Here is a 25,195-nt window from a genome sequence, read left to right as displayed (position 1 = left end):
GGCTTCATGCGCCGGGCCCTGGTCGGCTGCCTCGCCCTGTCACTCTCGGCCCCGCCCGTCGGCGTGTTCCTGATGCTGCGGCGCATGAGCCTGATGAGCGACGCCATGAGCCACGCGATCCTGCCCGGGGCGGCGGTGGGCTTCCTGGTGGCGGGGCTGTCCCTGCCGGCCATGACCCTGGGTGGGCTCGCCGCCGGCCTCGCGGTGGCGCTGATGGCGGGGCTCGTCACCCGCTCCACCGTGATCAAGGAGGATGCGAGTCTGGCGGCCTTCTACCTGATCTCGCTGGCCGGCGGCGTCCTGCTGGTCTCCCTACGCGGATCGCAGATCGACCTGCTGCACATCCTGTTCGGCAGCGTGCTCGCCCTCGACGATCCGGCGCTCTGGCTGCTCGGGGGCATCGCCACCGTGACCCTGTTCGGCCTGGCGGCGATCTACCGGCCCCTGGTGATGGAATGCGTCGATCCGCTGTTCCTGCGCACGGTCAGCCGCGCCGGCGCCCCGGTCCACTACGCCTTCCTCGGCCTCGTGGTGATGAACCTCGTGGGCGGGTTCCAGGCCCTGGGGACCCTGCTGGCGGTGGGGCTGATGCTGCTGCCCGCCATCGCGGCGCGGTTCTGGGCGGCGGACCTGTCGGGCATGATCCCGGTCTCGGTGCTGATCGCGATGCTGTCGAGCGTGATCGGTCTCAGCGTGTCCTATCAGGCCGATGTCCCGACCGGCCCGGCGATCGTGCTGGCGGCCGGCGGCCTCTATCTCGTCTCGATGATGGTCGGACGCCGGGGCGGGCTCGTCTACCGGCTCGTCCGCGCCCGCCACCTGGAGGCCTGACGGGCCGGGGCCTCAGGACGAAGCCCTAGAGATTGAAGAGGCTCATGAGGCCGGAGATGATGGCGTAGACGAAGCCGGCATTGAGGAGGACGCCCACCGCCCCGATGGCGAGGCCGCCCAGCACCACGACGCCGTCGCGCTCGACGAGTCCGAGGCCGACGAGGCAGATGGCGAGACCGAGGGGAATCTGCCCGACGATCGGCGCGGCGACGATCAGGGCCAGCGACAGCGTGAGCAGGATGAGGCCGATCCCGCGCATGCCGAGGGCCGTCTCGAACAGGCTCATGCGCGGGCGCGACCAGTGCTCGAGGCGGCGCAGCAGCGGCACGGCCCGGTTGGCTGCCCGCTCGACGTCGCTGCGGGCGACGGACCGGCGCAGCAGCGCCCGCGGCAGCCAGGGCGAGGCCATGCCGGCCGTGATCTGGATCGCCACCAGGAGCAGCAGGAGCCCGCAGACCAGCGGGATCGGCGGCGGCATCGGCAGGCAGTTGGGCAATCCGAGGATCACGATGAGGAGCGCGAAGGCGCGATCCTTCAGGACGGCGACGATGTCACCGACTGTCAGCCGTTCCCCTTCCTGCTCGGCGAGCACGGTGAGAACCTCGGAAGTTCTGGCAGCAGGTGACAAGAAAGCTCGGCCATTGGCGACTGTCCTGAGCCGGGCTGTAGCCGAGATGGACGCGCAGGCCAAGCGGCGCATCTGCACGCCGGGACGGCCGCGATTCGCGGCGGCCGGGACGGCGGTGGCCGAACGCGACGGGTGCCTCGGACACGCGCCGTCAATTTAGAGTTGCCAAATCGAAGATTCGTTTCCGTAAGGTGATCAGTGCGCGGAAACATCAACCTATCGGCTGCGCAGAATGCAACCAATATTAGCTTATACCCGGATTTTACCGACCTGAGATTGCATTTCCGGCCTGCCTTCGGAAGATTGAAGCCTTCTTCGAGGTCGAGGCAGACCGCCCGTGGGACCGAAGGCAGGAGATGTTCCAAAACCGGGGCGCGGCCCCGCGATCCTGGCCGGCATGGTCGCCTGGTCCGCCTCCGTCCTCGCTGCGCCGGCCCTGGCCTCCTCGCCCGCCTCGATCCTCCTGTTCGGGAGCCTGGAGGCAAGTCCCTCCGTCTTCGTCACCACGGGCGCGAAGGTGGCGCTGGATCGGCTCGATCGGGAGGGCTTCGTGGCCCTGGGCAGCCTCGGGGGCCAGCAGCGCCGGGAGGGGGCCGTCACCCGCGACACCGCGATCGGTGCGGTCGCGCTCGGCTACCAATGGTTTCACGACTGGGGCGTCGTTGCCGCCTATGCGGGTCCCGAAGGAACGATGGAGGTGGTGTCGGGCTGCGGCTGCGTCCATGCCCTGGCGCCCCGCTTCGGCCTGCGCCTGCACGGCGAGGTCTGGGCCCGCCCCACCGACGCGACCCTACTCACCGCCACGCTGATCGCCGGCACCACCCGCATGAGCGCCTGGGGCCGCCTGTCCTGGGGTACGCGGGGCTGGGGCACGCGGGGCTGGGACGCCTATCTCGGACCCGAAATCTCCCTCTACGGGGACGAGACCGGCTACCGGAAATGGAATGTCGGGCTGCACGCCACGGATTTCGCCCTCGGCCGCTTCAGCCTGCGCCTCTCGGCCGGGCTGCAACTCGCCAGCGATCAGGACCCCGGCCCCTATCTCGGCCTCAGCGTCTGGACCCCTTGGTAGTCCTACGTCCTGGCGGGCCTACCCCTTGATGGAGTCTTGCCCCCGGCGGGGCGGCGGCCCGCGCCGGATCGGGGCGGCGCCAGGTCCAGGTGTCCCTGCTCGACCCTGGGAGCGGAGGGCGCGGCGTCGAGCCCGTCGAGGAAGCGGGCCGCATCCTCGACGATGGCGGCCCGCTTGGCGGGGTCCATGCGCGCCAGGGTGCGGTAGGGCATGGCGAGGCGGGGATTGTCCGCGAGGCGCACGGCGTGCCGGATCAGGAAGTCCCAGTAGAGGTAGTTGAACGGGCAGGCCGCGGCGCCGGTCTTCTGCGCCACGTCGTAGGCGCAGCCCCGGCAGTAATCCGACATGCGGTTGATGTAGGCGCCCGAGGCCGCGTAGGGCTTCGAGCCCATCACGCCGCCATCGGCCCAGAGCACCATGCCGTGGACGTTGGGCAGTTCGACCCACTCGTAGGCATCGGCGTAGACGACGAGGTACCATTCCTCGACCTGCGCCGGCGCGATCCCGGCGAGGAGCGCGAAGTTTCCCGTCACCATCAGGCGCTGGATGTGGTGGGCATAGGCGTGGGTGCGGGTGGCGCCGATGCACTCCCGCAGGCAGTTCATCCCGGTCTCGCCGGACCAGTAGAACCACGGCAGGTCGCGGGTGGCCTCGAGGGCGTTCGAGCCCGCGTAGTCCGGCATCCGCGCCCAGTACAGGCCGCGTACGTATTCCCGCCAGCCGAGGATCTGGCGGATGAAGCCCTCGACGCAGTGGAGCGGGGCCTCGCCCGCGCGGTAGGCGCGCTCCGCCGCCCGGCAGACCTCCTCAGGCGTCAGGAGCCCGGCATTCAGCGCCGGCCCGATCAGCGCGTGGTACAGGAACGGGGCGCCGGCGCGCATCGCGTCTTGGTAGTCGCCGAAGGCGGGAAGGCCCACGGCGAGGAAGTGCTTGAAGGCCGCGACGGCGTCGGTCCGGGTCACCGGCCAGGCGAAGGCGTGGGTCTCGCCGAAGTGATCGGCGAACTCCGCTTCGACGAGGGCGATGACCTCCCGGGTCACGGCATCCGGCGGAAAGGCGATGCGCTCGGGCAGGACGTGCCCCTTCGGCAGGCCCTTGCGATTCTCGGGGTCGAAGTTCCAGCGGCCGCCGACGGGCTCGGCGCCCTCCATCAGCAGGCCGGTCCGCCGGCGCATGCCGCGGTAGAACGTCTCCATGCGCAGGCTCCGGCGATCGCCGGCCCATTCGGCGAAGGCCGCGCGCGGACAGAGGAAGCGGTTGTCGTCGCGGATCTCCACCGGCGGCCCGAGATCGGCGCGCCAGCCTTCCATCATCTCCCAGACCCGCCACTCGCCGGGCTCGGTCACGACGACCCGGTCGACCGCGTGGCGCGCGACCGCCCGCGCCAGTTCGCCGGTGAAGCTGCCGGTGTTGTCCGGGGCATCGAGGCGGACGTAGTCGACGGTGCTGCCCTCCGCCTCCAGCTCGGCCGCGAAGTGGCGCATCGCCGAGAACAGGAACGCGATCTTCTGCTTGTGGTGGCGGACATAGGTCGCCTCCGCCCGGACCTCGACCATCAGCACGACGTCGTGCTCCGGATCGAGATCGGTCAGGGTGGCGATGCGGCGGGTGAGCTGGTCGCCGAGGAGGAAGCGCAGGGTGCGGATGGCCGTCAGGCCCCGCCGTGCCGGCGCAGACGCGCGCGGGCCGGATTCCGGACCCGGCCGGCGCTTCCGCGCCCCGGTCCCTCGGCGACGATGTCCCGCCTCATGCCCGCTCCCAATTCGCTCCCGATCGGGTAGGTATGGCGAAAGCCGGGGACGGGGAGCCGTCGCCGCGCGGGATCGACCGATCCGTGACGTCGCAGGACCGTCGGGAGCCTCATGAAGTTCGCCTTTGCCGGCATCGATTTCCTCGGCGGCGTGTTCGAGGCCCTGACCGGGGCGGGCTGGACGCCGATCAAGCTGTTCACCCGGCCCTGCGACGGGATCTACGATCACAACGAGGCGGTGGTGGCCCAGGCCCGCCGCTACCGCGTGCCGATGCAGATCTCGCGGATACGGCCGGAGGACCTTTCCGGGCTCGCGGAGGCGCATGGCCGGGACTGGGCCCTGGTGGTGGCCGGCTATCCCTGGCTGATCCGGGGCTGGCGCGGCCAGGCGGCCTACGGGCTGAATTTCCACCCCTCCCCGCTTCCCCTGGGCCGCGGGCCCTACCCGCTCTTCAAGGCGATCAGCGACGGGCAGCCGGAATGGGGCGTCACCGCCCACGTCCTGGCCGAGGACGGCTTCGACACCGGCGACATCCTGGCCCAGGAGCGCTTCCCGCTCGCCCCCCTGGAATCGCACGAGACCCTGCTCGCCAAGTGCCAGATGGCGGCGCGCCGCATCGCGGCCGGCCCCGTCGCCCGGGACCTTCCCGCCCTCTGGAGAACGCCGGCCCCCCAGGGCACCGGCTCCTACTGGCCGCGGGTCACGGATGCCGACCGGACACTGGATTTCCGGTCCGAGGTCGAGGCGATCCTGCGCCGCGTCCGCGCCTTCGGCACGATCGAGACGATCGCACGGGTCGGCGAGTCGCGGGTCTACGTGGCGGCCGCCGAGGGCTGGCGGGAGGCGCACCGCCATTCGCCCGGGACGGTGGTGCAGCGCTACCGCCGCCACGTCGTCGTCGCGGCCCGCGACGGCTACATCCAGCTCAACCGCTGGAGCCCCGTCCCGGTCAGCGAGGCCGGGCAGCTCGGGCGGTAGGCTGCCCTATATGGACGCGACGTCTCCCCAGAAGCGACCGAGCAGATCCGATGGCGCGGATGCGCAAGAAGGCCGATCTCCCCACCAAGGTCTGCGTCCAGTGCGGCAAGCCGTTCGCGTGGCGCAAGAAGTGGGAGCGGGTCTGGGACGAGGTCCGCTACTGCTCGGACCGGTGCCGGGCCGAGGCCAAGCGCGCCCCGGCGCGGGCCGCGGCGCAGGACTGACCGGCCTCAGCCGAGGGCGGCGAGACCATCGGGCGTGTCGACGTCCTGGGTGACGCCCGCATCCATCGCGCATTCCAGCACGTCGTCGCGTCCGGCGAGCAGGCGCCCCGCCCCCTGGTCGCCGGAGAGGGCGGCGAGGGCCGGCGCCAGGAGCCCCAGGTTCAGGAGGACCGGGTTGCCGCGCCGGCCGGCATGGATCGGCACCACGGCCGAAGGGGCCGGGTCGGCCCGGCGGAAGGCCTCGGCGAGGTCCGTGAGGTGGCGGGCGGTCACGCGCGGCATGTCGCCGAGGAGCACGATCGCGCCCGCCACCTCCGCCGGCAGGGCCGCCAGACCGGCCTGGAGCGAGGTCGCGAGGCCGCCGGCATAGGAAGGGTTCACGATTCGGACGAGATCGAGCCCGTCGAGGGCGGCGCCGACCCGGTCGGCATGGGCGCCGAGGACCGCCACCACCGGGCCGAGCCCGGAGCCGATGGCGGCCTCGGCCGCGTGGCGCACCAGTGGCCGGCCGGCCAAGGGCTGCAGCAGCTTCGGCGCCGCGCCGAAGCGGGTTCCCCGCCCGGCCGCGAGGAGGATGAGGCCGAGTTCAGGCATCGGCCTCAGGCATCCTCGTCGGCCGGGTCGCCGCCGGAGCGGGGCTGGGGCCGCGACACGATCTCCATCAGGAGGCCGCCGACGCCCAGGGCGACGATGTCGGCCCGGGTCACGGCCAGCCCGGCGAGCAGCCGGTGCAGCACCCAGTCGAAGCCGTTCTCCTTGGGCGAGCGCGCGCAGCCCGGCGCGCCGATGACCGGAACCGCGCCGACCCGGCCGACCAGCAGGAGGTTGCCCGGGTCCACCGGCATGCCGAGGTGGTCCACATGCCCGTCCGCCGCCTCGATCGCAGCGGGAATCACGTCGCGCCGGTCGGCGATGGCCGAGGCGCCGAACACCACCACCAGCTCGGCGCGATCCTCCGCGACCGCCGCCCGGATCGCGTCGGCCACGGCCTCCCGGCGATGGGGCACGCGGGCCTCGGCGACGAGCTCCGCGCCCGTGGGGGCGAGGCGGTGGCGCAGGTTGGCCAGCGTCTTGTCGATGGTCGCGGGCTTGAGGCCGGGCAGCAGGGTCGAGACCACGGCGACCCGGGTCAAGCGGTAGGGCGCGACGGCGAGGGCGCCCGCGGGCGCGGCGCGGCAGGCCCGATCGAGGGCCGCACCCGAGACCGCGTAGGGGATGATCTTGACCGTGGCGACCATCTCGCCGGCCACCACCGGCTTGTAGGGCGCGAGCGTCGCCACCGTGATCGCCTCGTCGGTGCCGTTGACGGCGTCGATGGCGGCCCGGTCGATCTGCAGGAGCCCGGCGGTGGCCGCGTGCAGGTTGCAGCGGCCGGTGAAGGGCGGCTCGCGGTGCAGCTGCGCGCCGGCGAGATGCGCGGCGAGGCGCTCGGCCGCCGCATCCTCGGCCACGTCGCCCGGCTCCAGGGTGACGGCCACGAGTTCGGACAGGCCGGCGGCGGCGAGGCGCGCGGCGTCCTCGGCCGGGATCACCCGGCCCTTGCGCAGGGTCACGTCGTGGGACCGCACCGTATGGGCGGCGATCAGACCGGCGGCCTCGCCGGTGGGGACGGCGCCGAACTTCACGGGGCGGCTCCGGCACGGGGGGTACGCTGCGCGGCGATGATCTGCGCCAGGATCGAGACGGCGATCTCGGCCGGGCTGACGGCCTGGATGGGCAGGCCGATCGGTGCCGCGATCCGCCCGATCTCGGCCTCCGAGAACCCGGCCTGGGTGAGACGGGCGACGCGGGCCGCGTGGGTTTTGCGCGAGCCGAGGGCGCCGACGTAGAAGCAGCCGGCCCGGAGCGCCGCCGCCAGGGCGGGGTCGTCGATCTTCGGATCGTGGGTCAGGGCCGCCACCGCGCAGTAGCGATCGAGGGGCGGGACCGGCCCCGCCAGGGCGTCGTCCGGCCATTCGGCGACGAGATCGATGCCGGGGAAGCGCTCCGGCGTCGCGAAGGCGGTGCGCGGATCGATGACGGTGACGGCCAGGTCGAGGGTACGCGCCATCGGGCACAGGGCCTGGCTGATATGCACGGCGCCGATGACCACCAGCCGCACCGGGGGCGCCTGCACGGTGAGGAAGACGGAGCGCCCGCCCGCCTCGGCGAGGCCGCTCTTGCCGGAGGCGAGATGGCGGGCGAGGAGGTCGGCCAGGGGGTCGCCGGCGATCTCGGCCTCGCGCACCACGCGCTGCACCCCGCCGTCGAGCTCCGTCACCAGGATGGCGGCCCGGCGCGCGGCGCGCTCGGCATTGAGGACCGCGAGGGTTTCGAGCTGCATGGCGCCGACTCAGGCCACGGGCTCGACGAAGACGCGGATGCGCCCGCCGCAGGACAGGCCGACCCGCCAGGCGGTCTCGTCGGCCACGCCGAATTCGATCACCCGCGCCTGGCCGTCGGCGATCGCCTCCAGGCCTTCGGTGATCACCGCGCCCTCGACGCAGCCGCCGGAGACAGAACCGAGGAAATTGCCCTCGCCGTCGACCACGAGATGGCTGCCCACCGGCCGCGGCGCCGAGCCCCAGGTCTCGATGACGGTGGCGAGCGCCACCGCGCGACCCTCGCGCCGCCAGGCTTCGGCCGCGCCGAGGATGTCGTTGTCGGTGGAAAGCATGGCCCTGACGAACTCCGGCGCGGGCTCGGACCCGCTGCGTGGAACATGGATGGAAACCCGGGAGAAGTAGGTAAGGTCCCGCGCAGCCGCGGCAATGCGAGCCTCATGGGGCCGACATCCGGGGCGTGACTTCCCGCACCGGCCGGGCACCCCTATCGTGGGGCCACGTCACCTGCCTCGATGGACCCCGCGCCCCGATGCCCAGCCTCCGTGCCACCGCCTGTGCCCTCGCTCTCGCCGGCCTGCTGATGGGTTCGACGGCCGGCTCCGTGGAGGCCCAGGTCCGGATCGGGCTGTCGGCCCCGCTGACCGGCCCGGATGCCGCCTTCGGAGAGGGGCTGCGGCTCGGGGCCGAGCGGGCGGTGGCCGATCTCAACCGGGGCGGTGGCGTCAACGGGCAGCGCCTCGTCCTCGTGGTGGCCGACGATGCCGGCGACGGCAAGCAGGGCCTGGTCGTCGCCCGGCGGTTCGCCGCCGAGCGGGTCGGCCTCGTCGTCGGCCCCTTCGGTGCGGGCGTCGCGGCCCTGGCCATGCCGGTCTACGAGGAGGCCGGCATCGTCGCCGTGACGCCGGGCACCGGCTATCCCGGGCTGACGGCCAAGGGCCTGTGGAACGTGTTCCGCACCGTGCCGAACGAGGCCGAGCAGGGGCGGCTCGCCGGCGCCTACCTCCTCGGCCGTCATGGCGGCCAGCGCATCGGCCTCGTGCACGACAAGAGCCCGTTCGGGCGCGGCCTCGCGGAGGGCGTGAGCCGCGCCCTGAAGGCCGCCGGCCAGCCGGAGGCCGCCTTCGAGGCCCTGACCCGCGGCGAGCGGGACGTCTCCGGGCTGGCCGCGCGCCTGAAGCGGGCGCGGGTCGAGGTCGTGTATTTCGGGGGGCTCGCTCCGGATGCCGCCGTGCTCCTGCGCGGCCTGCGCGACGCCGGCGTAACCGCGCCCCTGGTGGGCAGCGACGGCCTCCTCGACCCGGCCTTCCCGCAGGCGGCCGGCCCGGCGGCCGAGGGCACGGTGATGACCCTGACGCCCGAGCCGCCCAGGCTCTCCGAGTCGAAGCTGCCCGAGCCCAGGCTGCCCGACGGGAAGGCCGCCAGGGTGCCGCGCACCCCGGAGGCGAACGCCGTGGCCGCCCAGGCCTACGCGGCCGTCGAGGTCCTGCGCCAGGGCATCCTCGGCGCCGGATCGGGGGACGGCCGGGCGGTAGCCGCCTACCTGCACCAGGGCCGTTCCCTGCGGACGATCCTCGGCGACCTCGCCTACGATGCCAGGGGCGACCTCAAGCCCGATCCCCGCCGCCCGGCCACCATCCTGCAGGCCTGGAAGCGGACCCCGGACGGGCGGATCGACTACGTCGGCAACGACGTCACGCCCTGACGGGGCGCCGCGGCCGTCGGCGGCACGGCCGGAGGCGGACCGCGGCGATCTCGCGGGCCGCGATGTGCGAAAGCGCGCGCCGAATCCTGGTCTTTCCGAAACCTTGTCGAATCCTCGCCGAATCCTCGCGCGGATTGTGCCGGCTTGCTCACCGGTCCGAATCGGGAAAAGCTTGCTTCCGGCCGGCCCGGACATTATGTCGGGGCAACGCTCGCCGGTGTTGCGCATCCGATGGGATCGGACCCGCCGCCCGCCGCGTTTTGCCGAACGGCTTCGTTTTGTGTCCCGGGTCGCCCCTTTTCAGGCCGTCCGGCTGGAGAGTGTGGATGGCGAAAGAAGAGTTGATGCAGTTCGACGGTCTCGTGATCGAGATCCTGCCGGACGCGCGCTACCGCGTGCAGCTCGATCAGGGCCACGAGATCGTGGCCTACACGGCCGGCAAGATGAAGAAGAACCGCATCAAGACTCTGGCCGGCGACCGTGTCACCGTCGAGATGTCTCCCTACGACCTGGAGAAGGGCCGCCTCGTGTTCCGGCACAAGGACGAGCGCTCCGCCGGTCCGCGTCCGCCGATGCGCGGCCAGTTCCGCCGCCGCTGACCCGAGCGGCGCGACTGGACTTCCCAAATCGCAATGATCCAGGCGCGGCAAGGCTTTCTACGCGGCAAGACTCGGTTCCCCGGGCCTTGCCGTCCGTGTTTGGCGCGGACGGCAACGGGCCTGCAGTCGCATGGCGGACGTTCACCGGAGCCCGCGGCCGATACCTTGCCGTTGACCCACGTGCGCCAACGGCGCAGTCTGAGGTATGGCGAGCGCCCTTCATACGGTCATCGAGACCGAGATCTACCTGCGCTCCGCCGAACGCGTGATGACCGAGGCCGAGCGCAGCGCGGTCGTGAATTTCTTCGCGGCGCATCCGCAGGCGGGTGATGCGATCCCGGGGACTGGTGGCCTTCGGAAGGTTCGTGTTCCCTTGGCAGGACGTGGCAAGCGCGGCGGCGCCCGCGTGATCTCGTACTTCGTCGGCCCCAAGGGCGTGTACCTGCTCCTGGCCTACGCGAAGAATGACCAGGGCGACCTGACACCCGATCAGGCCCGCACCCTTGCCCGTCTCGTCGAGACCTTGTTCTAAGGAGTAGAGCGATGGACGAAGCGATGTTCGCCGAGTTGACGCTGAGCCTGACGCAGGCGGCCGCCCATGCGCGCGGGGATATCGCAGCCGGGTGCGCCATCCACGTTCCGCAGGACATCGACGTCGCCGCGATCCGAAAGGCGACCGATCTCTCGCAGGATGCCTTCGCCCGTCGGATCGGTGTCGCCGTCGGCACCCTGCGGAACTGGGAACAGCGCCGGCGCCAGCCCGAAGGACCGGCCCGCGTGCTGCTGGCGCTCCTTCAGCGCAATCCTCGCCTCGTCGAGGAAACCCTAGGCCAGGCGACCTGAGGTCCACGTCCCAGGCGCCTGGGGCGACCGCTCCGCCTACTTCCCGAACCGCTCGAATTTCGGGAAGCTCCGGGTCATCAGCGTGCCGGCCTCGGCCCGGTGGCCGATCCACTTCTCCAGGATGCCCGCATTGGCGAGCCGCGCCTCGCCGCCCGCTTCGCGCCAGGGCAGGCCCTCGGCCAGGGCGAAGACGTGGGCGTCGGTGAGGGTGGTCTGGCGGCAGCGCTGCAGGCGGACGCCCTTGCCGCGCACCATCTCGGGCAATTCGCTCAACGGGAAGACCAGCATCAACCGGTCGGCGCTGCACACCGCCACGTGGTCGCCCGCCGCCGGCACCAGCACGGCCGCGGTGGCCGGTGCGTCGAGGCCCATGATGCCCTTGCCCTTGCGGGTGTTGGCGACCAGCGCGTCGGCCGGCGCCAGGAAGCCGCGCCCGTCCGTGGCCGCCAGGAGGACCTTCGCCCCGGGCTGGTAGGGCATGGCCGCCACGATCTCGGTGCCGTCGTCGAAATCCACCATCAGGCGGATCGGGTCGCCGAAGCCGCGCCCGCCCGGCAGCTTGGCGGCCTCCAGGGTGAACACCTTGCCGTTCGAGGCCAGCACCAGGATCTTGGCCGTGGTCTCGCTCGGAAAGGCGAGCTTGAGGCCGTCATCGCCCTTGAAGGCGACGCCGGACAGGTCGGCGACATGGCCCTTGAGCGCCCGGATCCAGCCCTTGTTCGAGACGATCACGGTGATCGGCTCGCGCTCCACCATGGCGGCGGTGAAGTCGATGCCGGCCGTATCGGGCGGGTTCTCCAGGGTGGTGCGCCGGGCGCCGATCTTGGTCTCGGGGCCGAAGGTCTTCTTCACCGCGCGGATCTGCTTGGTGATGTCGGCCCATTGCAGCTTGTCGGAGCCGAGCAGGCCCTCGATCCCCTCCTTCTCCAGGGTCAGCGCGTCGAGCTCGCGTTTCATCTCCATCTCCTCGAGCTTGCGCAGGGAGCGCAGGCGCGTGTCGAGGATGGCGTTGGCCTGGATCTCGGTGAGCTCGAAGCGCTTCATCAGGGCGGGCTTTGGCTCGTCCTCCTCGCGGATGATGCGGATCACCTCGTCGAGGTCGAGATAGACGATGAGCAGGCCGCCGAGGATCTCCAGGCGGCGGTCGATCTGGCCGAGGCGGTGGCGCGAGCGGCGCTGGAGCACGACGCGGCGGTGGTCGAGCCACTCGCGCAGGGCCTCGGCGAGGCCGATGACCCGGGGCACGAGCCCGCCCACCAGCACGTTCATGTTGAGCGAGATGCGCGATTCGAGCTCGGTGAGCCGGAACAGCGATTCCATCAGGATGACCGGGTCGACGTTGCGGGCGCGCGGCTCAAGAACGATGCGCACGTCCTCGGCCGATTCGTCGCGCACGTCGGCCAGGAGCGGCAGCTTGCGCTCCTGCAGCAGCTCCGCGAGCTTCTCGATCAGGCGCGCCTTCTGCACGCCGTAGGGGATCTCCGTGACCACGATGGTCCAGGTCCCGCGCCCGAGATCCTCCTTGGCCCAGCGCGCCCGCACGCGAAAGCCGCCGCGCCCGGTGCGGTAGGCCTCGGTGATCGATTCGGCGCTGTCGATCAGGATGCCGCCGGTGGGGAAGTCCGGTCCCTTCACGAAGGTGAGGAGCTGGGCGGAGGTCGCCTCCGGATGGGTGATGAGGTAGAGCGCCGCGTCGCAGAGCTCGGCCGCGTTGTGGGGTGGGATCGAGGTCGCCATGCCGACCGCGATGCCCTGGCTGCCGTTGGCGAGCAGGTTCGGGAAGGCGGCGGGGAGCACCACCGGCTCCTCCTCCTGCCCGTCGTAGTTCGGGCGGAAATCCACCGAATCGTCGTCGAGGCCTTCGAGGAGGAGGCGCGCCACCTCCGTCATCCGGGCCTCGGTGTAGCGCTGGGCGGCGGCGTTATCGCCGTCGATGTTGCCGAAATTGCCCTGGCCGTCGACGAGCGGGTAGCGCTGCGCGAAATCCTGCGCCATGCGCACCAGGGCGTCGTAGGCCGCCGTGTCGCCGTGCGGGTGATACTTGCCGATGACGTCGCCGACGATGCGGGCGCATTTCTTGAAGGCCGAGGTCGGGTCGAGCTTCAGGAGCCGCATGGCGAACAGGATGCGGCGATGGACCGGCTTCAGCCCGTCGCGGGCATCGGGCAGCGCCCGGTGCATGATCGTCGAGAGCGCGTAGGCGAGGTAGCGATCCTCCAGCGCGGTCTTCAGCTCGACGCTCTCGATGCCATCGGGATTCGATGGCGGCTCGAAGGGCTGGCCCATCACGAACTCCCGGGCCGCAACCGACCCAAATCAGAACAAAGCACGAACAGAATTTAGGCGTTCCGCGTGCCCAATGCAACGAAGCGTGCGCGCTCCTCGGGCACGGGGATCGCGCGCGGTCCCCAGATGTGCTGATCGAGGAAATACCCCGTCAAGGTAAACCCCTCGGTAACGTCTCGGGCGTCCGGAGTCATCGGCAGCCCCGCGCCGGGCGGGCGGGCGCGCAGGAAGTCCGGCAGCGCCAGCAGCCTGTCGCGATAGGGCTCGCCGGCCGAGGCGCTCACCGCCCGCCCGCTGCGGGGCGAGACGTAGATCAGGGCGTCGTTGCCCCCCGTGGCGGCGCAGGCCGCGAGGTCGAGCCCGAAGCCGAGCTCGGCCAGGATGGCGAGCTCGAAGCGCACCATCAGCGGCGGGGCGATGTCGGGGTCGTGCAGGTGCGCGACGAGGAGGCCGGCGGCCTCGAACAGCTCGGGATGGGGCTCGCGCTCGGGCAGCAGGCGGAGCAGGCCGGCGAGGTGGCTCATGCCGTAGAGGGCGAGCCCGGAGCCCATCAGCCGGGCGGCGACGGATTCCACCGGCTCGACCGCGAAGGCGCCCAGGCTCTCGTCGAGGCGCGCCCGCCAGGTGGCCTGCACCCGATTGCCGGCCTGGAGCACCGGCTGCATCCGGCGCGAGCGGCCGCCATGCACGAGCCCGAGATGGCGGCCGTGCTCCCGGGTCAGGAGTTCGAGGATGACGCTGGTCTCGCCCTGGCGGCGCAGGCCGAGAACCAGGGCCTCGTCGGTCCATTGCATGGCCGTGTCTTACGGCGCCCGCCGGGCGATGCAAACGCGACGCGATGGCTTCGGTTGCATGCTGAGCGCCGTTCCCGCCCTGCGAGAATCCGGCTAGGCTCGATGCGACGCCGAATCGAGGTCGCCCGCAATGTCCTTTCCCGTGCCCGCACGCCGCGGCACCCGCGCTCGGGCCCTCGCCGCCCTGGTGCCCCTCGTCCTCGCCGGCTGCAGCCCCCGTACGCCGGTCCCGACGCCCGCCGCGACCGCCCCGATCCGGGAGCGCCTCGCCGCCCTCGCGCTGAGCCGGACCGAGTTCGGTTCGGTTTCGCTGATCCCGGTCCGCTTCGTGCAGAGTCGGGTCTCCGGGCCCTTCCTCGACGAGGGACGCACCCTCTACTGCGTGTCGAGCCGGATGCGGGGCCGCACCTTCGGCAAGGCGGAGCGGGTCAAGATCGTCATCCAGGAGAAGGCCGGAATCCTGACCGTCATCGACGAGGACAAGGAAGCCTGCGACTACCACCGCACCGAGCCGCTGCCCGAACTCGAGGCGATGGCCGCCGCCAAGACCTGAAGGCCAAGACCCGAAAGCCAAGACCCGAAAGCCAAGACCCGAAAGCCGGCGCGGGAGACCGCCGCCACGGCGTGTCGGATCTCGCGAGGGGCCACGTCTTGAGGGGCCACGTCTTGAGGGGCCACGTCTTGAGGGGCCACGTCTTGCGCCCCGGGCCGCCCGGTGGTTCGCTGCGACCATGCCGGACCCGTCCCTCGACCTGACCCTCGACCTGATCGCCCGCGCCCATCCCACGCCGGTGGCGGACGACGCCACCGCCCTGGCCCTGATGACCGATGCCGAGCTGGCGCCGGGCCTCGCGGCCGCCTTCGCCGCCCGGCCGCTGCCGGCGGAGGGGCTCTGGGTGTTCGGCTACGGCTCGCTGATCTGGCGGCCGGAATTCACCTATTCGGAGCGCCGGGTCGGCACCGTCCACGGCTACCACCGGCGCTTCTGCCTCCTGCAGCGGCGCTTCCGCGGCAGCGTCGACCATCCCGGCCTGGTCCTCGCCCTCGACGCAGGCGAGTCCTGCGACGGGGTCGCCTTCCGGCTCACCGGCGACGAGGCCGCCGAGACCCTGCTGCCGGTCTGGCGCCGCGAGATGCGGGGCAACGGATACATCGGCCGCTGGGTGACGGTGGAGACGGCCGCAGGCCCGATCCAGGCGCTCACCTTCGTGGTGAACCCGGACAGCGACCGCTATACCGGCCCGATCTCGGACGCCGCGATCGCCGACCGGATCGCCTCCGGCGCCGGCCATCTCGGTCCCAGCGCCGAGTACCTGTTCCGCACGGTCTCCGCCTGCCTCGCGGAAGGGATCCGCTGACCGCACCTGCTGACCCTGCAGCGGATGGTGGCCGAGCGGCTCCGAGCGCGGCTCCCTGCCGGAGAACCGGTGGGGGCGCCCGGCTCCTGAGATCCGGGCGTTCGGACCGGCCCGGCAACCGCGGACGGGATCCCGAGCGAAACCGCCGTGAACGCCGGATCCCGGCGGGTCGCGGGGCGGGTCACGCGCGACGCCGCAGGCCCTGACCTCGGATCGTCCTGAGGCGACGCTTCGCGAGACTATGTGCGTCGCGGCAGGATATTGAATGAACTAAATCAGCTCAACATGCCTGCAGAGAGAGGTTCGTCTCTGATTTCATACTTATTTATCCGTTTGCGCATACAGGTGAGAGGGCAAACTATTCCCCCGATCGGACCACGTCGATGAAACTCGGTATCCGCGCTCGCCTCTATGCAGGTTTCGGCAGTCTGATCGTCATCACCGGCGGGATCGGCGTCACCTCTCAGTATCAGCTCGGCTCCGTCACGGAGGATTATGCGCGGCTCACCCGCCTCGAGGAGGGGGCACGCAACGTCTTCTCGGTGAACGGCCTCGGAGAACGCCTCTCCGGCCAGGCCCTGGAGTTCCAGGCGCACCAGAAGCCCGATCAGGTCGGCCAGATGGAGCAGACGCGCCAAGCCATCACCACCCTCCTTCAGCGGCAGGTCGACATCGCCGTCTCCGACGAGCGCCGCGCGATCTATGCCGGCATGCGCGACGAGTCCGCGGCCCTGAAGGACGATATCCAGCGCCTCGGCCAGGCCGGCCAGGCCCTGGCCGAGAGCAAGGCCAAGCTGTTCAAGACCGGAGACGAGCTGACCCGCGCGACCGGCCTGCTGATCACCGGCATCCGGCAGGGCGGATCGGCGGCGCTGGTCACCCAGGCGGCGAACGTCGACAGCGCGGTGCTGCTGATGCGGGTCGCGAACTGGCGTTTCCTGGCCACCCGCGACCCGCAGGGTCCGGCGACCTTCGCGGCGAACAGCCTCAAGGCCGATGCCGCCCTCAAGGCCCTGCGGGATCTCGATACCGGCGGCGAGTTCGCGCGGCCGATCCGCCAGCTTCAGGACACGGTCGGCGCCTATATCGGCGCCTTCAATGCCGCCGCCGCCGCGCTGGAGTCGATGCGGACCGCCTACGACGACAACCTCAAGCCGCATGCGACGACCCTGATGCAGACCGGGCTGAGCGTCCGGGCCAAGATCGAGGTGGCGGTCACCGAGATCACCGCCGCCACGCAGGCGAGCGTCGACCGCGCCCGCACCCTGCAGATGGGCCTCGTCGCCCTCGCACTGGCGCTCGGCGGCGCCCTCGCCTTCCTGATCGCGCGCAGCATCATCGGTCCGATCTCCGGCATGACGGGGGCGATGAGCCGGCTCGCCGCCGGCGAGACGGCGGTCACCGTGCCCTCGCAGGATGCGGTGGACGAGATGGGCCAGATGGCCAAGGCCGTCGACGTGTTCCGCCAGAACGCCATCGCGCGCATCGACCTGGAGGCGCAGCAGGTCGCCGCGCAATCGGCGCGCCAGCGCCGGGCCGACCGGGTCGACGGGCTCGTCCGGAGCTTCGAGCACACCATCTCGGGTGCGATCGGCATCGTCACCTCCGCGGCGACCGAACTCGACGCGACGGCGCGCTCGATGACCGAGGTGGCGGCGAGCACCAACGGCCAGGCCGTCGCCTCCAGCGCCGCCGCCGAGGAGACCTCGGCGAACGTACAGACCGTGGCGGCGGCCGCCGAGGAGATGGTCGCCTCCCTGCAGGAGATCGAGCGCCAGGTTCAGCAATCCAATGCGGCCGCCGGGGCCGCCGCCCGCGACGCGGAGGCGACGGACGTCGCCATGGGCAGCCTGATGCAGGCCGCCGACCGCATCGGCGAGGCCGTGACGATGATCTCCAGCATCGCCGGGCAGACGAACCTGCTGGCGCTGAACGCCACCATCGAGGCCGCCCGGGCCGGCGAGGCGGGCCGCGGCTTCGCGGTGGTCGCGGCGGAGGTCAAGGAACTCGCCGGCCAGACCGCGCGGGCCACCGACCAGATCGGCGGCCAGATCACGGCGATCCAGCAGGCCACGGCCCAGGCCGTCTCGGCGATCCGCCAGATCGGTCAGACCATCGTCTCCGTGAACGCGATCACCGAGAGCATCGCCGCGACGGTGGTGGAGCAGACCGCGGCCACCGGCGAGATCTCGCGCAACGCGGCCGAGGCGGCGCGCGGGACCCAGGACGTCTCGATGAACGTGGCCCGGGTCCTGGCCTCCTCCGGCGAGACCGGTTCGGCGGCCCAGCAGGTGCTGATGGCGGCGGGCGAACTCTCGGTCCAGTCGGTGAACGTGCGCCAGGAGGTCGAAGGGTTCCTCGCGGCGATCCGCGCGGCCTGAGGCACCGCGTCGGTCGGGTTCTGTCCCCGGCCGACGCGCCCGTCCGGAAAGTCCGGGCGCCCGCCTCGGGACGGCGCCTCAGTTCACCTCGACCTGCACCACCCCCGGCACGGCCCGGAGCGCCCCGGCGATCTGGGGCGTGGCCTGGTAGCGGCCCGGCAGCTTGACCTCGACCTCGCGGGCGCCGTCGAGGAGCAGGATGAGGGAGACCTCGCCCTCGCCGCGCACCTGAAGGCGCTGCTGCACGCTGGGGATCGGGCGCTCGTCGCGCAGGTAGACGCGCATGCCCTTCTGGTGGCGGGCCACCGCCACGTCGAGGGGCTCGGCGGTCATGATGCGGGCGCGCACGTCCTCGCCCTCCAGGTTGGCCTGGAGCTGGAGCACCAGGGGGCGCCCCGGCTCCAGGATCTCGCGGTACTGGCCGAGGCCTTCCGAGAAGATGATCGCCTCGAAATGCCCGGTCTGGTCCGAGAGGATGACGATGCCGAGCTTGTTGCCGGTCTTGGTCCGGCGCTCCGAGCGGTCGAGGACCGAGGCCGCGACGCGGCCCACGCTGGTGGTGCCGGCCCGCACCGCCCGGCAGAACTCGGCCCAGGTCTGGACCCGCAGCTTGCCGAGGAGGTCGCCGTACTCGTCCAGCGGATGGCCCGAGAGGAAGAATCCGATCGCGTCGTATTCCTTCTTCAGCTTGTCGGCCATCGGCCAGGGATCGTAGGGCGGCACCCGCAGGGTGACGTCCGCGGCGGTGATCCCGCCGAACATGTCGTCGATGCCGGTGCTGGCCGCCTCCGCGGCCCCCTGGGCGAGCTTCATCATCGGCTCGATGGCGGCGCAGGCCCGGGCGCGATCCGGCTCGATGGTGTCCATGGCCCCGGCCGCCACGAGGTTCTCCAGGGTGCGCTTGTTGAGCATGCGCGGGTTGAGGCGGCGCGCGAGGCAGGCGAGATCCTTGAAGGGCCTGTCGCCCCGGGCCTCGATCAGGGCCTCGACCGCGCCCCGGCCCACGCCCTTGATCGCCGCCAGCGCGTAGTGGATGCAGCCGTCCCGCACCTCGAAGCCGACGCCCGAGGTGTTGATCGAGGGCGGCTCGACGGTGATCTTCAGCCGCTGGGCGTCCTGGCGGAACTCGGCGAGCTTGTCGGTGACGTCGATGTCGAGCTGCATCGCGGCGGCCAGGAACTCCACCGGATGGTTCGCCTTCAGGTAGGCGGTCTGGTAGGTCAGCAGGGCGTAGGCGGCGGCGTGTGACTTGTTGAAGCCGTAATCGGCGAACTTGGCGAGCAGGTCGAAGATCTCGTTGGCCTTGGCCTTGGTGAGGTCGCGCTCGACGCAGCCCTTCACGAAGCGGTCGCGCTGGGCGTCCATCTCGGCCTTGATCTTCTTGCCCATGGCGCGGCGGAGCATGTCGGCCTCGCCGAGCGAGTAGCCGGCGAGCACCTTGGCCACCTCCATCACCTGTTCCTGGTAGACGATGATGCCGAAGGTCTCCTTGAGGATCGGCTCCAGCTTCTCGTGCGGGTACCAGCTCGCCTCGTTGCCGGCATCGCGCCCGAGCTTGCGCTCGCAATAGACCGGGATGTTGGCCATCGGGCCCGGGCGGTAGAGCGCCACCAGGGCGATGATGTCCTCGAAGCGGTCGGCCTGCATCTCGACCAGCGCCTTGCGCATGCCGGCCGATTCCACCTGGAACACGCCCACCGTCTCGCCGCGCTTCATCGGCGCGTAGGTCGCCGCATCGTCGAGGGGCAGCGAGGCCAGGTCGACGATGATGCCGCGCTTGGCCAGGAAGTCGGTGCAGCAGCGCAGCAGGGTCAGCGTCTTGAGGCCGAGGAAGTCGAACTTCACGAGGCCCGCGGCCTCGACCCACTTCATGTTGAACTGGGTCACCCGCATGCCGGTCTTCGGATCGCGGTAGAGCGGCACCAGCTGCTCCAGCGGTCGGTCGCCGATGACGACGCCGGCGGCGTGGGTCGAGGCGTGCCGGTGCAGGCCCTCGAGCTTCTTCGAGATCTCCATGAGGCGGGCGACGATCGGCTCCTCCTCGATCGCCTGCTGCAGCTTCGGCTCGCCCTCGATGGCCTGGACCAGGGTGACGGGGTTGGCCGGGTTCTGCGGTACGAGCTTGGTAAGCTTGTCGACCTGCCCGTAGGGCATCTCCAGGACGCGGCCGACGTCGCGCAGCACGCCGCGGGCCAGCAGGGTGCCGAAGGTGATGATCTGCGCCACCTGCCGCTCGCCGTAGCGCTGCTGCACGTACTGGATCACGCGCTCGCGGCCCTCGACGCAGAAGTCGATGTCGAAATCCGGCATCGAGACGCGCTCGGGGTTGAGGAAGCGCTCGAAGAGCAGGCCGAAGCGGAGCGGGTCGAGATCGGTGATGAGGAGCGACCAGGCCACCAGGGAGCCGGCGCCGGAGCCGCGGCCCGGACCCACCGGGATGTCGTGGTCCTTGGCCCACTTGATGAAGTCCGACACGATCAGGAAGTAGCCGGGAAACTTCATGCCCACGATGACGTCGAGCTCGAAGGCGAGGCGGTCGCGGTAGACCTGCTCGGACATGCCCGGCGCGGTGCCGTGCTGGGCGAGGCGCAGTTCGAGGCCGGCCTCCGCCTGCCGGCGCAGCTCCGCCGGCTCGTCGAGGGGCGGCGCCGCCGCGACGGCGGGAACGGCCTCGGGCGCGGCGGCGTCGAGGGCGGCGACGACGCCGAAATTCGGCAGGATCGGCTTGCGGGTGCGCACGCGGTAGGCGCAGCGCATGGCGATCTCGACGGTGGCGTTCAGGGCGTCCGGCAGGTCGGCGAAGAGCGCGGCCATCTCGGCCCGGGTCTTGAAGCCGTGGCGCGGGGTCAGCCTGCGGCGGCGGTCGTCCGAGACGAGGCGGCCATCCGCGATGGCCAGCAGCGCGTCGTGGGCGTCGTAGTCGCCCTCGCGGGCGAAGAACGGCTCGTTGGCCGCCACCACCGAGAGGCCGTGGCCGTCGGCGAGCCGCAGCAATTCCCGCTCGACCACGCGCTCGTCGGCGAGGCCGTGGCGCAGGATCTCCACGTAGAGGGTGTCCTCGCCGAAGGCCGCGCGCAGCTGCGCCAGGCGGCCGGCGGCGAGCTCGGCCCGGCCCATCCTGAGGGCGCTGTCGAGGGGTCCCGTGGAGCCGCCGGTCAGGGCGATCAGGCCGGCGCTCGACTCGGCGAGCGCCTGGACGGTGACCCGGGGCGCGTCGCCCAGAGCGACGTCGAAATAGGCCCGGCTCGCCAGCCGCAGCAGGTTGCCGTAGCCGGTCTCGTCCTGGGCCAGCAGCACGACGTTGGCGCAGGACGCCTGTGCCTGCCCGATGCGCGCCATCGGGTCGGGCGCCTCGAAGGCCACGGTGAGCTGGAGGCCGGGGATCGGCTGGATGCCAGCGCCGGCGGCCTTCTCGGAGAATTCCAGCGCGCCGAACAGGTTGTTGGTGTCGGTGAGCGCCAGCGCCGGCTGCCGGTCGGCCAGGGCGGCCTTCACGATGTCGCCGACCTTCAGGGCCCCTTCGAGCAGGGAGAACGACGAATGGACGTGGAGGTGGACGTAAGCCGGGTCTTTGAGGATGCGCGCCATCCCTGCACCAGAGCGCCTCGCCGTGAAGGAATCCATGCCGGACCGCCGGCCGCCCGCGGTTTGGCTGTGGAGAGTTCCGGTCTGTGCCCGGACCGCAACGCTATCGCAAGGGCGCCAATGCGACAGCCCAGGCGGCGATGGACACCGCCAGGAGCCCGAAGGCCATGAACTCGACCGCACCCGTCAGGATCATCCGCTTGAACATGGGCCTCGCCTTTCGTTGACGTCCCGAGTTTTGTTCTTGTTTTGTTCTATGTAAAGCGAAAGTCTTCGAGCTTCTGAATCGTAGTTAAGGCTTGGTCAATATCGTCGACTTGGCCCAGGATCACAGATCGGCCCAGAACGCTCAAACAAGGCGTCGGACTCTCGATCACCAGAGATCGTCCGCGTGGAGCGCCCATCCGCCCCGTCAGGGCAGTTGCTCGATCAGCCCGTCCCGGATCGTCACCCGCCGGTCCATGCGGGCGGCCAGATCCATGTTGTGGGTGGCCACGAGGGCGGCGAGGCCGGAGGCGCGCACCAGCGAGACCAAGATGCCGAAGACGTGGGCGGCGGTGTGCGGGTCGAGATTGCCGGTGGGCTCGTCGGCGAGCAGCAGGCGGGGTCCGTTGGCCACCGCGCGGGCGATGGCGACGCGCTGCTGCTCGCCGCCCGAGAGCTCGGCCGGACGGTGCAGGAGGCGCTCCTTCAGGCCGAGGAAGCCGAGGAGCTCGCTCGCCCGCGCCCGCGCCTCGCGCTGCGAGAGCCCGCGGATGAGCTGCGGCATGACCACGTTCTCCAGGGCCGAGAACTCCGGCAGGAGATGGTGGAACTGGTAGACGAAGCCCATCTCCTCGCGGCGCAGGCGGGTGCGCTCGGCATCCACCATCGCGGCGGTCGGGCTGCCGCCCACGTAGATCTCGCCGCCATCGGGCCGCTCCAGCAGGCCGGCGAGGTGCAGGAGCGTGCTCTTGCCGGCGCCCGAGGGCGCCACCAGGGCGACGAGTTCGCCCGGCCAGATCGCGAAATCCGCCCGACGCAGGATCTCGAGGGCGCCGGCCCCTTCGCCGGCCCCTTGCGCGTAGCGCCGCTCCACCTTGGCGAAGAACAGGGCCGGGACCGGCTGCGCGCCGGGCGCCTCGGCTTTCGTGGTCATGGATGTTCGGGCCTCAGCCGTAGCGCAGGGCCTGCACCGGATCGAGCCGGGCGGCGCGCCACGAGGGATACAGCGTCGCGATCAGCGACAGGGCGATGGAGGTGACGACCACCACGGTGATCTCGTTGGCGTTCATCTCGGCCGGGATCTCGGCGAGGAAACGCACGGTGGGGTCCCAGGCGGAGGGGAACAGCACCCGCTGGATGCCCTTGATGTTCATCGTGATCAGGATGCCGAGCGCCAGGCCGCTCAGGGTGCCGACCACGCCGATCAGCGCGCCGTTGATCAGGAACACCCGCATGATGGTGCCGGGCGTCGCCCCCATGGTGCGCAGGATGGCGATGTCGCTCGACTTGTCGCGCACCAGCAGGATCAGCCCCGAGATGATGTTCAGGGTCGCCACCACGACGATCAGGCTGAGGATCAGGAACATCACGTTCCGCTCCACCTCCAGGGCGCCGAAGAAGGTTCGGTTGCGCTGGCGCCAGTCGGTGAGGAGAACCGGTCGCTCGGCCGCCATCTCGAGGTCGGGCCGCATCGCGCCCACCGCCTCGGCATTGTCGAGGTAGATCTCGATCAGGCTGACATCGGCGTCCCGGTTGAAGAAGGCCTGGGACTCGGTGAGCGGCATGAACACGAAGGTCGAGTCGAACTCGGTCATGCCGATCTCGAAGATCGCCTTGATGGTGTAGCCCTTGGTGCGCGGCGCCGTGCCGAAGGGGGTCGAGGCGCCCTTCGGCGTCAGCAGGTTGATCTGGTCGCCGGCCTGGACGCCGAGGGATTCGGCCAGGCGCCGGCCGATGGCGACGCCCGAGCCGTCGTCGAAGCCCTCCAGGCTGCCGCCCTTGATGTTGCTCGCGATGGCGCCGATCTTGTCGAGGTCCTCGCCCCGGATGCCGCGGACCAGCACGCCGCTGCCGGCGCCGCCATAGGGCGACGAGGCGAAGGCCTGTCCTTCCACCAGGGGGATCGCGGCCCGGACCCCGGCGACCTTCGACAGGCGCTCGGAGAGGTCGGAATAATCGGTGAAGAGCTTGTCGATCGGGGCGACGAAGACGTGGCCATTGATGCCGATGATCTTCGACAGGAGCTCCGTGCGGAAGCCGTTCATCACCGAGAGCACGATGATCAGCGTGGCGACGCCGAGGGCGATGCCGAGGAGCGAGAAGAACGCCACCACGGAGACGCCGCCGCCCCGGCGCCGGGCCCGCAGGTAGCGCCCGGCGATGATCCACTCGAACCCGGCGAAGGGTGGCGTGCTTCCGCGCCGGAAGCGGGCGCGAAGGCCCGCGAGCCTGTCCGTCAGGGTCGCCACCATGGGGGGCCTCAGAGCCGCTTCAGGCGGGCGAGAAGGTCGATCGGGGCGACGCTCTCCCGCTCGCCGCCGGCCCGGCGCTTCAGCTCGACCTTGCCCTCCGCGAGGCCGCGCGGTCCGACGATGACCTGCCAGGGCAGGCCGATGAGGTCGGCCGTGGCGAACTTGGCGCCCGGCCGCTCGTCGCGGTCGTCGTAGAGCACGCTGAGGCCGGCCGCCTCCAGGGTGGCCTGGATCTCGCCGCAGGCGGCGTCGGTGGCGGCATCGCCGGTCTTGAGGTTGATCAGGGCCACGTCGAAGGGCGCCACCGCGTCGGGCCAGATGATGCCGGCCTCGTCGTGGCTCGCCTCGATGATCGCCGCCACGAGGCGGCTCGGGCCGATCCCGTAGGAGCCCATGTGGACCGGGCGCTCGACGCCGTCGGGACCGGTGACCTTGGCGCCCATGGGCTCGGAATACTTGGTGCCGAAGTAGAAAATGTGCCCGACCTCGATGCCGCGCGCGGCCATCTGCTTGTCGCCCTGCACCTCAGCGAAGGCCGCCGGCTCGTGCATCTCGGAGGTGGCGGCGTAGAGCGAGGTCCAGCGGTCGACGGTGCCCTGGAGGGCGGCGACGTCCTCGAAATCGGTGGTGATCGGGGGGATCTCGAAGTCGAGATACTGGCTGTCGCAGTAGACCTCGCTCTCACCGGTCTGGGCCAGGATGATGAACTCGTGGCTGAGGTCGCCGCCGATCGGACCCGTATCGGCCCGCATCGGGATCGCCTTCAGGCCGAGGCCCGCGAAGGTGCGCAGGTAGGCCACGAACATCCGGTTGTAGGCGTGGCGGGCGGCGGCCTGGTCGATGTCGAAGGAATAGGCGTCCTTCATCAGGAACTCGCGCGAGCGCATGGTGCCGAAGCGCGGCCGGACCTCGTCGCGGAACTTCCAGGAGATCTGGTAGAGGTTCTTGGGCAGGTCCTTGTAGGAGCGCACGCTGCCGCGGAAGATCTCGGTGACGACCTCCTCGGCGGTGGGGCCGAACAGCATCTCGCGGTCGTGGCGGTCGGCGATGCGGAGCATCTCCTTGCCGTAGGCCTCGTAGCGGCCGGATTCCCGCCAGAGCTCGGCCGACTGGATCGTCGGCATCAGGATCTCGATGGCCCCCGCCCGGTCCTGCTCCTCGCGGATCACCGCGCAGACCTTGTTCAGGACGCGCAGGCCGAGCGGCAGCCACGCATAGATGCCGGCCGCCTCCTGGCGCACGAGCCCGGCGCGCAGCATGAGGCGGTGGGAGACGATCTCGGCCTCCTTGGGCGTCTCGCGCAAGGTCGGCAGGAAGTAGCGGGAGAGACGCATGGAAGGCCCTGGAAACAGCGCGCCAGCGGGTCGGCGGCGCGCCCCGGCA

At 71.1% G+C, this 25,195-nt stretch carries 23 protein-coding genes; 11 read left to right on the top strand and 12 right to left on the bottom strand.

Annotation, left to right across the window (positions count from 1 at the left end):
• The first annotated feature begins 6 nt into the window (after positions 1 to 6).
• Positions 7 to 831 carry a metal ABC transporter permease gene (locus AC0IWM_RS04065; protein WP_471753503.1) on the top strand — a complete coding sequence of 275 codons (825 nt, stop codon included), beginning with the start codon at positions 7 to 9 and terminating at the stop codon, positions 829 to 831.
• A gap of 25 nt (positions 832 to 856) precedes the next feature.
• Here the strand turns inward: AC0IWM_RS04065 and AC0IWM_RS04060 are convergent, their stop codons facing one another.
• Positions 857 to 1,459, bottom strand: coding sequence for an exopolysaccharide biosynthesis protein (locus tag AC0IWM_RS04060; protein ID WP_272481482.1), 603 nt, complete (start codon positions 1,457 to 1,459; stop codon positions 857 to 859).
• A 397-nt stretch (positions 1,460 to 1,856) separates the two neighbouring features.
• On the opposite strand from AC0IWM_RS04060, the gene bcsS reads away from it, so the two are divergent.
• Positions 1,857 to 2,531, top strand: a complete 675-nt coding sequence (gene bcsS, locus AC0IWM_RS04055; RefSeq protein WP_471753194.1) for a cellulose biosynthesis protein BcsS — start codon at positions 1,857 to 1,859, stop codon at positions 2,529 to 2,531.
• 2 nt (positions 2,532 to 2,533) lie between these two features.
• Here bcsS and AC0IWM_RS04050 read toward each other — a convergent pair whose 3' ends face one another.
• The gene (locus AC0IWM_RS04050; protein WP_471753502.1) at positions 2,534 to 4,177 is read right to left on the bottom strand and encodes a cryptochrome/photolyase family protein; all 1,644 of its coding nucleotides are present in this window, start codon (positions 4,175 to 4,177) and stop codon (positions 2,534 to 2,536) included.
• Between the two features lie 216 nt (positions 4,178 to 4,393).
• On the opposite strand from AC0IWM_RS04050, the gene AC0IWM_RS04045 reads away from it, so the two are divergent.
• Both AC0IWM_RS04045 and AC0IWM_RS04040 read left to right on the top strand, forming a co-directional pair.
• Entirely contained in the window at positions 4,394 to 5,260 is an 867-nt protein-coding gene (locus tag AC0IWM_RS04045) for a formyltransferase family protein (RefSeq protein ID WP_471753193.1), read from the top strand.
• Between the two features lie 50 nt (positions 5,261 to 5,310).
• Entirely contained in the window at positions 5,311 to 5,484 is a 174-nt protein-coding gene (locus AC0IWM_RS04040) for a DUF2256 domain-containing protein (RefSeq protein WP_447677778.1), read from the top strand.
• A 6-nt stretch (positions 5,485 to 5,490) separates the two neighbouring features.
• Here the strand turns inward: AC0IWM_RS04040 and AC0IWM_RS04035 are convergent, their stop codons facing one another.
• From AC0IWM_RS04035 to AC0IWM_RS04020, 4 genes are read right to left on the bottom strand one after another with little or no spacing between them, the layout of a single operon-like run.
• Positions 5,491 to 6,078: a nucleotidyltransferase family protein gene (locus tag AC0IWM_RS04035; RefSeq protein WP_471753192.1), complete on the bottom strand. Its 588-nt coding sequence runs from the start codon at positions 6,076 to 6,078 to the stop codon at positions 5,491 to 5,493.
• Positions 6,079 to 6,083: 5 nt separating this feature from the next.
• Positions 6,084 to 7,109, bottom strand: a complete 1,026-nt coding sequence (locus AC0IWM_RS04030; protein ID WP_471753191.1) for a molybdopterin-binding protein — start codon at positions 7,107 to 7,109, stop codon at positions 6,084 to 6,086.
• The gene (locus AC0IWM_RS04025) at positions 7,106 to 7,807 is read right to left on the bottom strand and encodes an XdhC family protein (RefSeq protein ID WP_471753190.1); all 702 of its coding nucleotides are present in this window, start codon (positions 7,805 to 7,807) and stop codon (positions 7,106 to 7,108) included. The genes AC0IWM_RS04030 and AC0IWM_RS04025 overlap by 4 nt, the downstream gene beginning before the upstream one ends.
• A gap of 9 nt (positions 7,808 to 7,816) precedes the next feature.
• On the bottom strand, positions 7,817 to 8,140 hold the full coding sequence (locus AC0IWM_RS04020) for an XdhC family protein (protein ID WP_056466075.1): 324 nt from the start codon (positions 8,138 to 8,140) through the stop codon (positions 7,817 to 7,819).
• 197 nt (positions 8,141 to 8,337) lie between these two features.
• Between AC0IWM_RS04020 and AC0IWM_RS04015 the strand changes: the two genes are divergently transcribed.
• The 4 genes from AC0IWM_RS04015 (at position 8,338) to AC0IWM_RS04000 (ending at position 10,952) form a co-directional block, all read left to right on the top strand.
• Positions 8,338 to 9,510 carry a branched-chain amino acid ABC transporter substrate-binding protein gene (locus AC0IWM_RS04015; RefSeq protein ID WP_471753189.1) on the top strand — a complete coding sequence of 391 codons (1,173 nt, stop codon included), beginning with the start codon at positions 8,338 to 8,340 and terminating at the stop codon, positions 9,508 to 9,510.
• Between the two features lie 326 nt (positions 9,511 to 9,836).
• Positions 9,837 to 10,109, top strand: a complete 273-nt coding sequence (infA, locus tag AC0IWM_RS04010; protein ID WP_055947419.1) for a translation initiation factor IF-1 — start codon at positions 9,837 to 9,839, stop codon at positions 10,107 to 10,109.
• A 205-nt stretch (positions 10,110 to 10,314) separates the two neighbouring features.
• A complete protein-coding gene (locus tag AC0IWM_RS04005; protein WP_471753188.1) occupies positions 10,315 to 10,641 on the top strand; it encodes a type II toxin-antitoxin system RelE/ParE family toxin in 327 nt (108 codons plus the stop codon).
• Positions 10,642 to 10,652: 11 nt separating this feature from the next.
• Positions 10,653 to 10,952 carry a helix-turn-helix domain-containing protein gene (locus AC0IWM_RS04000; protein ID WP_471753187.1) on the top strand — a complete coding sequence of 100 codons (300 nt, stop codon included), beginning with the start codon at positions 10,653 to 10,655 and terminating at the stop codon, positions 10,950 to 10,952.
• Between the two features lie 36 nt (positions 10,953 to 10,988).
• Here AC0IWM_RS04000 and parC read toward each other — a convergent pair whose 3' ends face one another.
• Positions 10,989 to 13,238: a DNA topoisomerase IV subunit A gene (gene parC / locus AC0IWM_RS03995; RefSeq protein ID WP_471753186.1), complete on the bottom strand. Its 2,250-nt coding sequence runs from the start codon at positions 13,236 to 13,238 to the stop codon at positions 10,989 to 10,991.
• Between the two features lie 53 nt (positions 13,239 to 13,291).
• Positions 13,292 to 14,032, bottom strand: a complete 741-nt coding sequence (gene recO, locus AC0IWM_RS03990; RefSeq protein WP_471753185.1) for a DNA repair protein RecO — start codon at positions 14,030 to 14,032, stop codon at positions 13,292 to 13,294.
• 130 nt (positions 14,033 to 14,162) lie between these two features.
• Between recO and AC0IWM_RS03985 the strand changes: the two genes are divergently transcribed.
• From AC0IWM_RS03985 to AC0IWM_RS03975, 3 genes are all read left to right on the top strand, one after another.
• Positions 14,163 to 14,585, top strand: a complete 423-nt coding sequence (locus AC0IWM_RS03985; protein ID WP_471753184.1) for a hypothetical protein — start codon at positions 14,163 to 14,165, stop codon at positions 14,583 to 14,585.
• A 178-nt stretch (positions 14,586 to 14,763) separates the two neighbouring features.
• A complete protein-coding gene (locus AC0IWM_RS03980) occupies positions 14,764 to 15,390 on the top strand; it encodes a gamma-glutamylcyclotransferase (RefSeq protein WP_471753183.1) in 627 nt (208 codons plus the stop codon).
• Positions 15,391 to 15,773: 383 nt separating this feature from the next.
• Positions 15,774 to 17,771 carry a methyl-accepting chemotaxis protein gene (locus AC0IWM_RS03975; RefSeq protein ID WP_471753182.1) on the top strand — a complete coding sequence of 666 codons (1,998 nt, stop codon included), beginning with the start codon at positions 15,774 to 15,776 and terminating at the stop codon, positions 17,769 to 17,771.
• Between the two features lie 78 nt (positions 17,772 to 17,849).
• Here the strand turns inward: AC0IWM_RS03975 and dnaE are convergent, their stop codons facing one another.
• The 4 genes from dnaE to proS form a co-directional block, all read right to left on the bottom strand.
• Positions 17,850 to 21,359 carry a DNA polymerase III subunit alpha gene (dnaE, locus tag AC0IWM_RS03970; RefSeq protein ID WP_471753181.1) on the bottom strand — a complete coding sequence of 1,170 codons (3,510 nt, stop codon included), beginning with the start codon at positions 21,357 to 21,359 and terminating at the stop codon, positions 17,850 to 17,852.
• Between the two features lie 409 nt (positions 21,360 to 21,768).
• Positions 21,769 to 22,494, bottom strand: a complete 726-nt coding sequence (locus AC0IWM_RS03965) for an ABC transporter ATP-binding protein (protein WP_471753180.1) — start codon at positions 22,492 to 22,494, stop codon at positions 21,769 to 21,771.
• Between the two features lie 13 nt (positions 22,495 to 22,507).
• On the bottom strand, positions 22,508 to 23,812 hold the full coding sequence (locus AC0IWM_RS03960; protein WP_471753179.1) for a lipoprotein-releasing ABC transporter permease subunit: 1,305 nt from the start codon (positions 23,810 to 23,812) through the stop codon (positions 22,508 to 22,510).
• 8 nt (positions 23,813 to 23,820) lie between these two features.
• Positions 23,821 to 25,146, bottom strand: coding sequence for a proline--tRNA ligase (proS, locus tag AC0IWM_RS03955; RefSeq protein WP_471753178.1), 1,326 nt, complete (start codon positions 25,144 to 25,146; stop codon positions 23,821 to 23,823).
• Positions 25,147 to 25,195: the final 49 nt, after the last annotated feature.

Source organism: Methylobacterium sp. AC433, from assembly GCF_979253015.1.
This window is presented reverse-complemented; position numbering and strand designations above follow the sequence as displayed.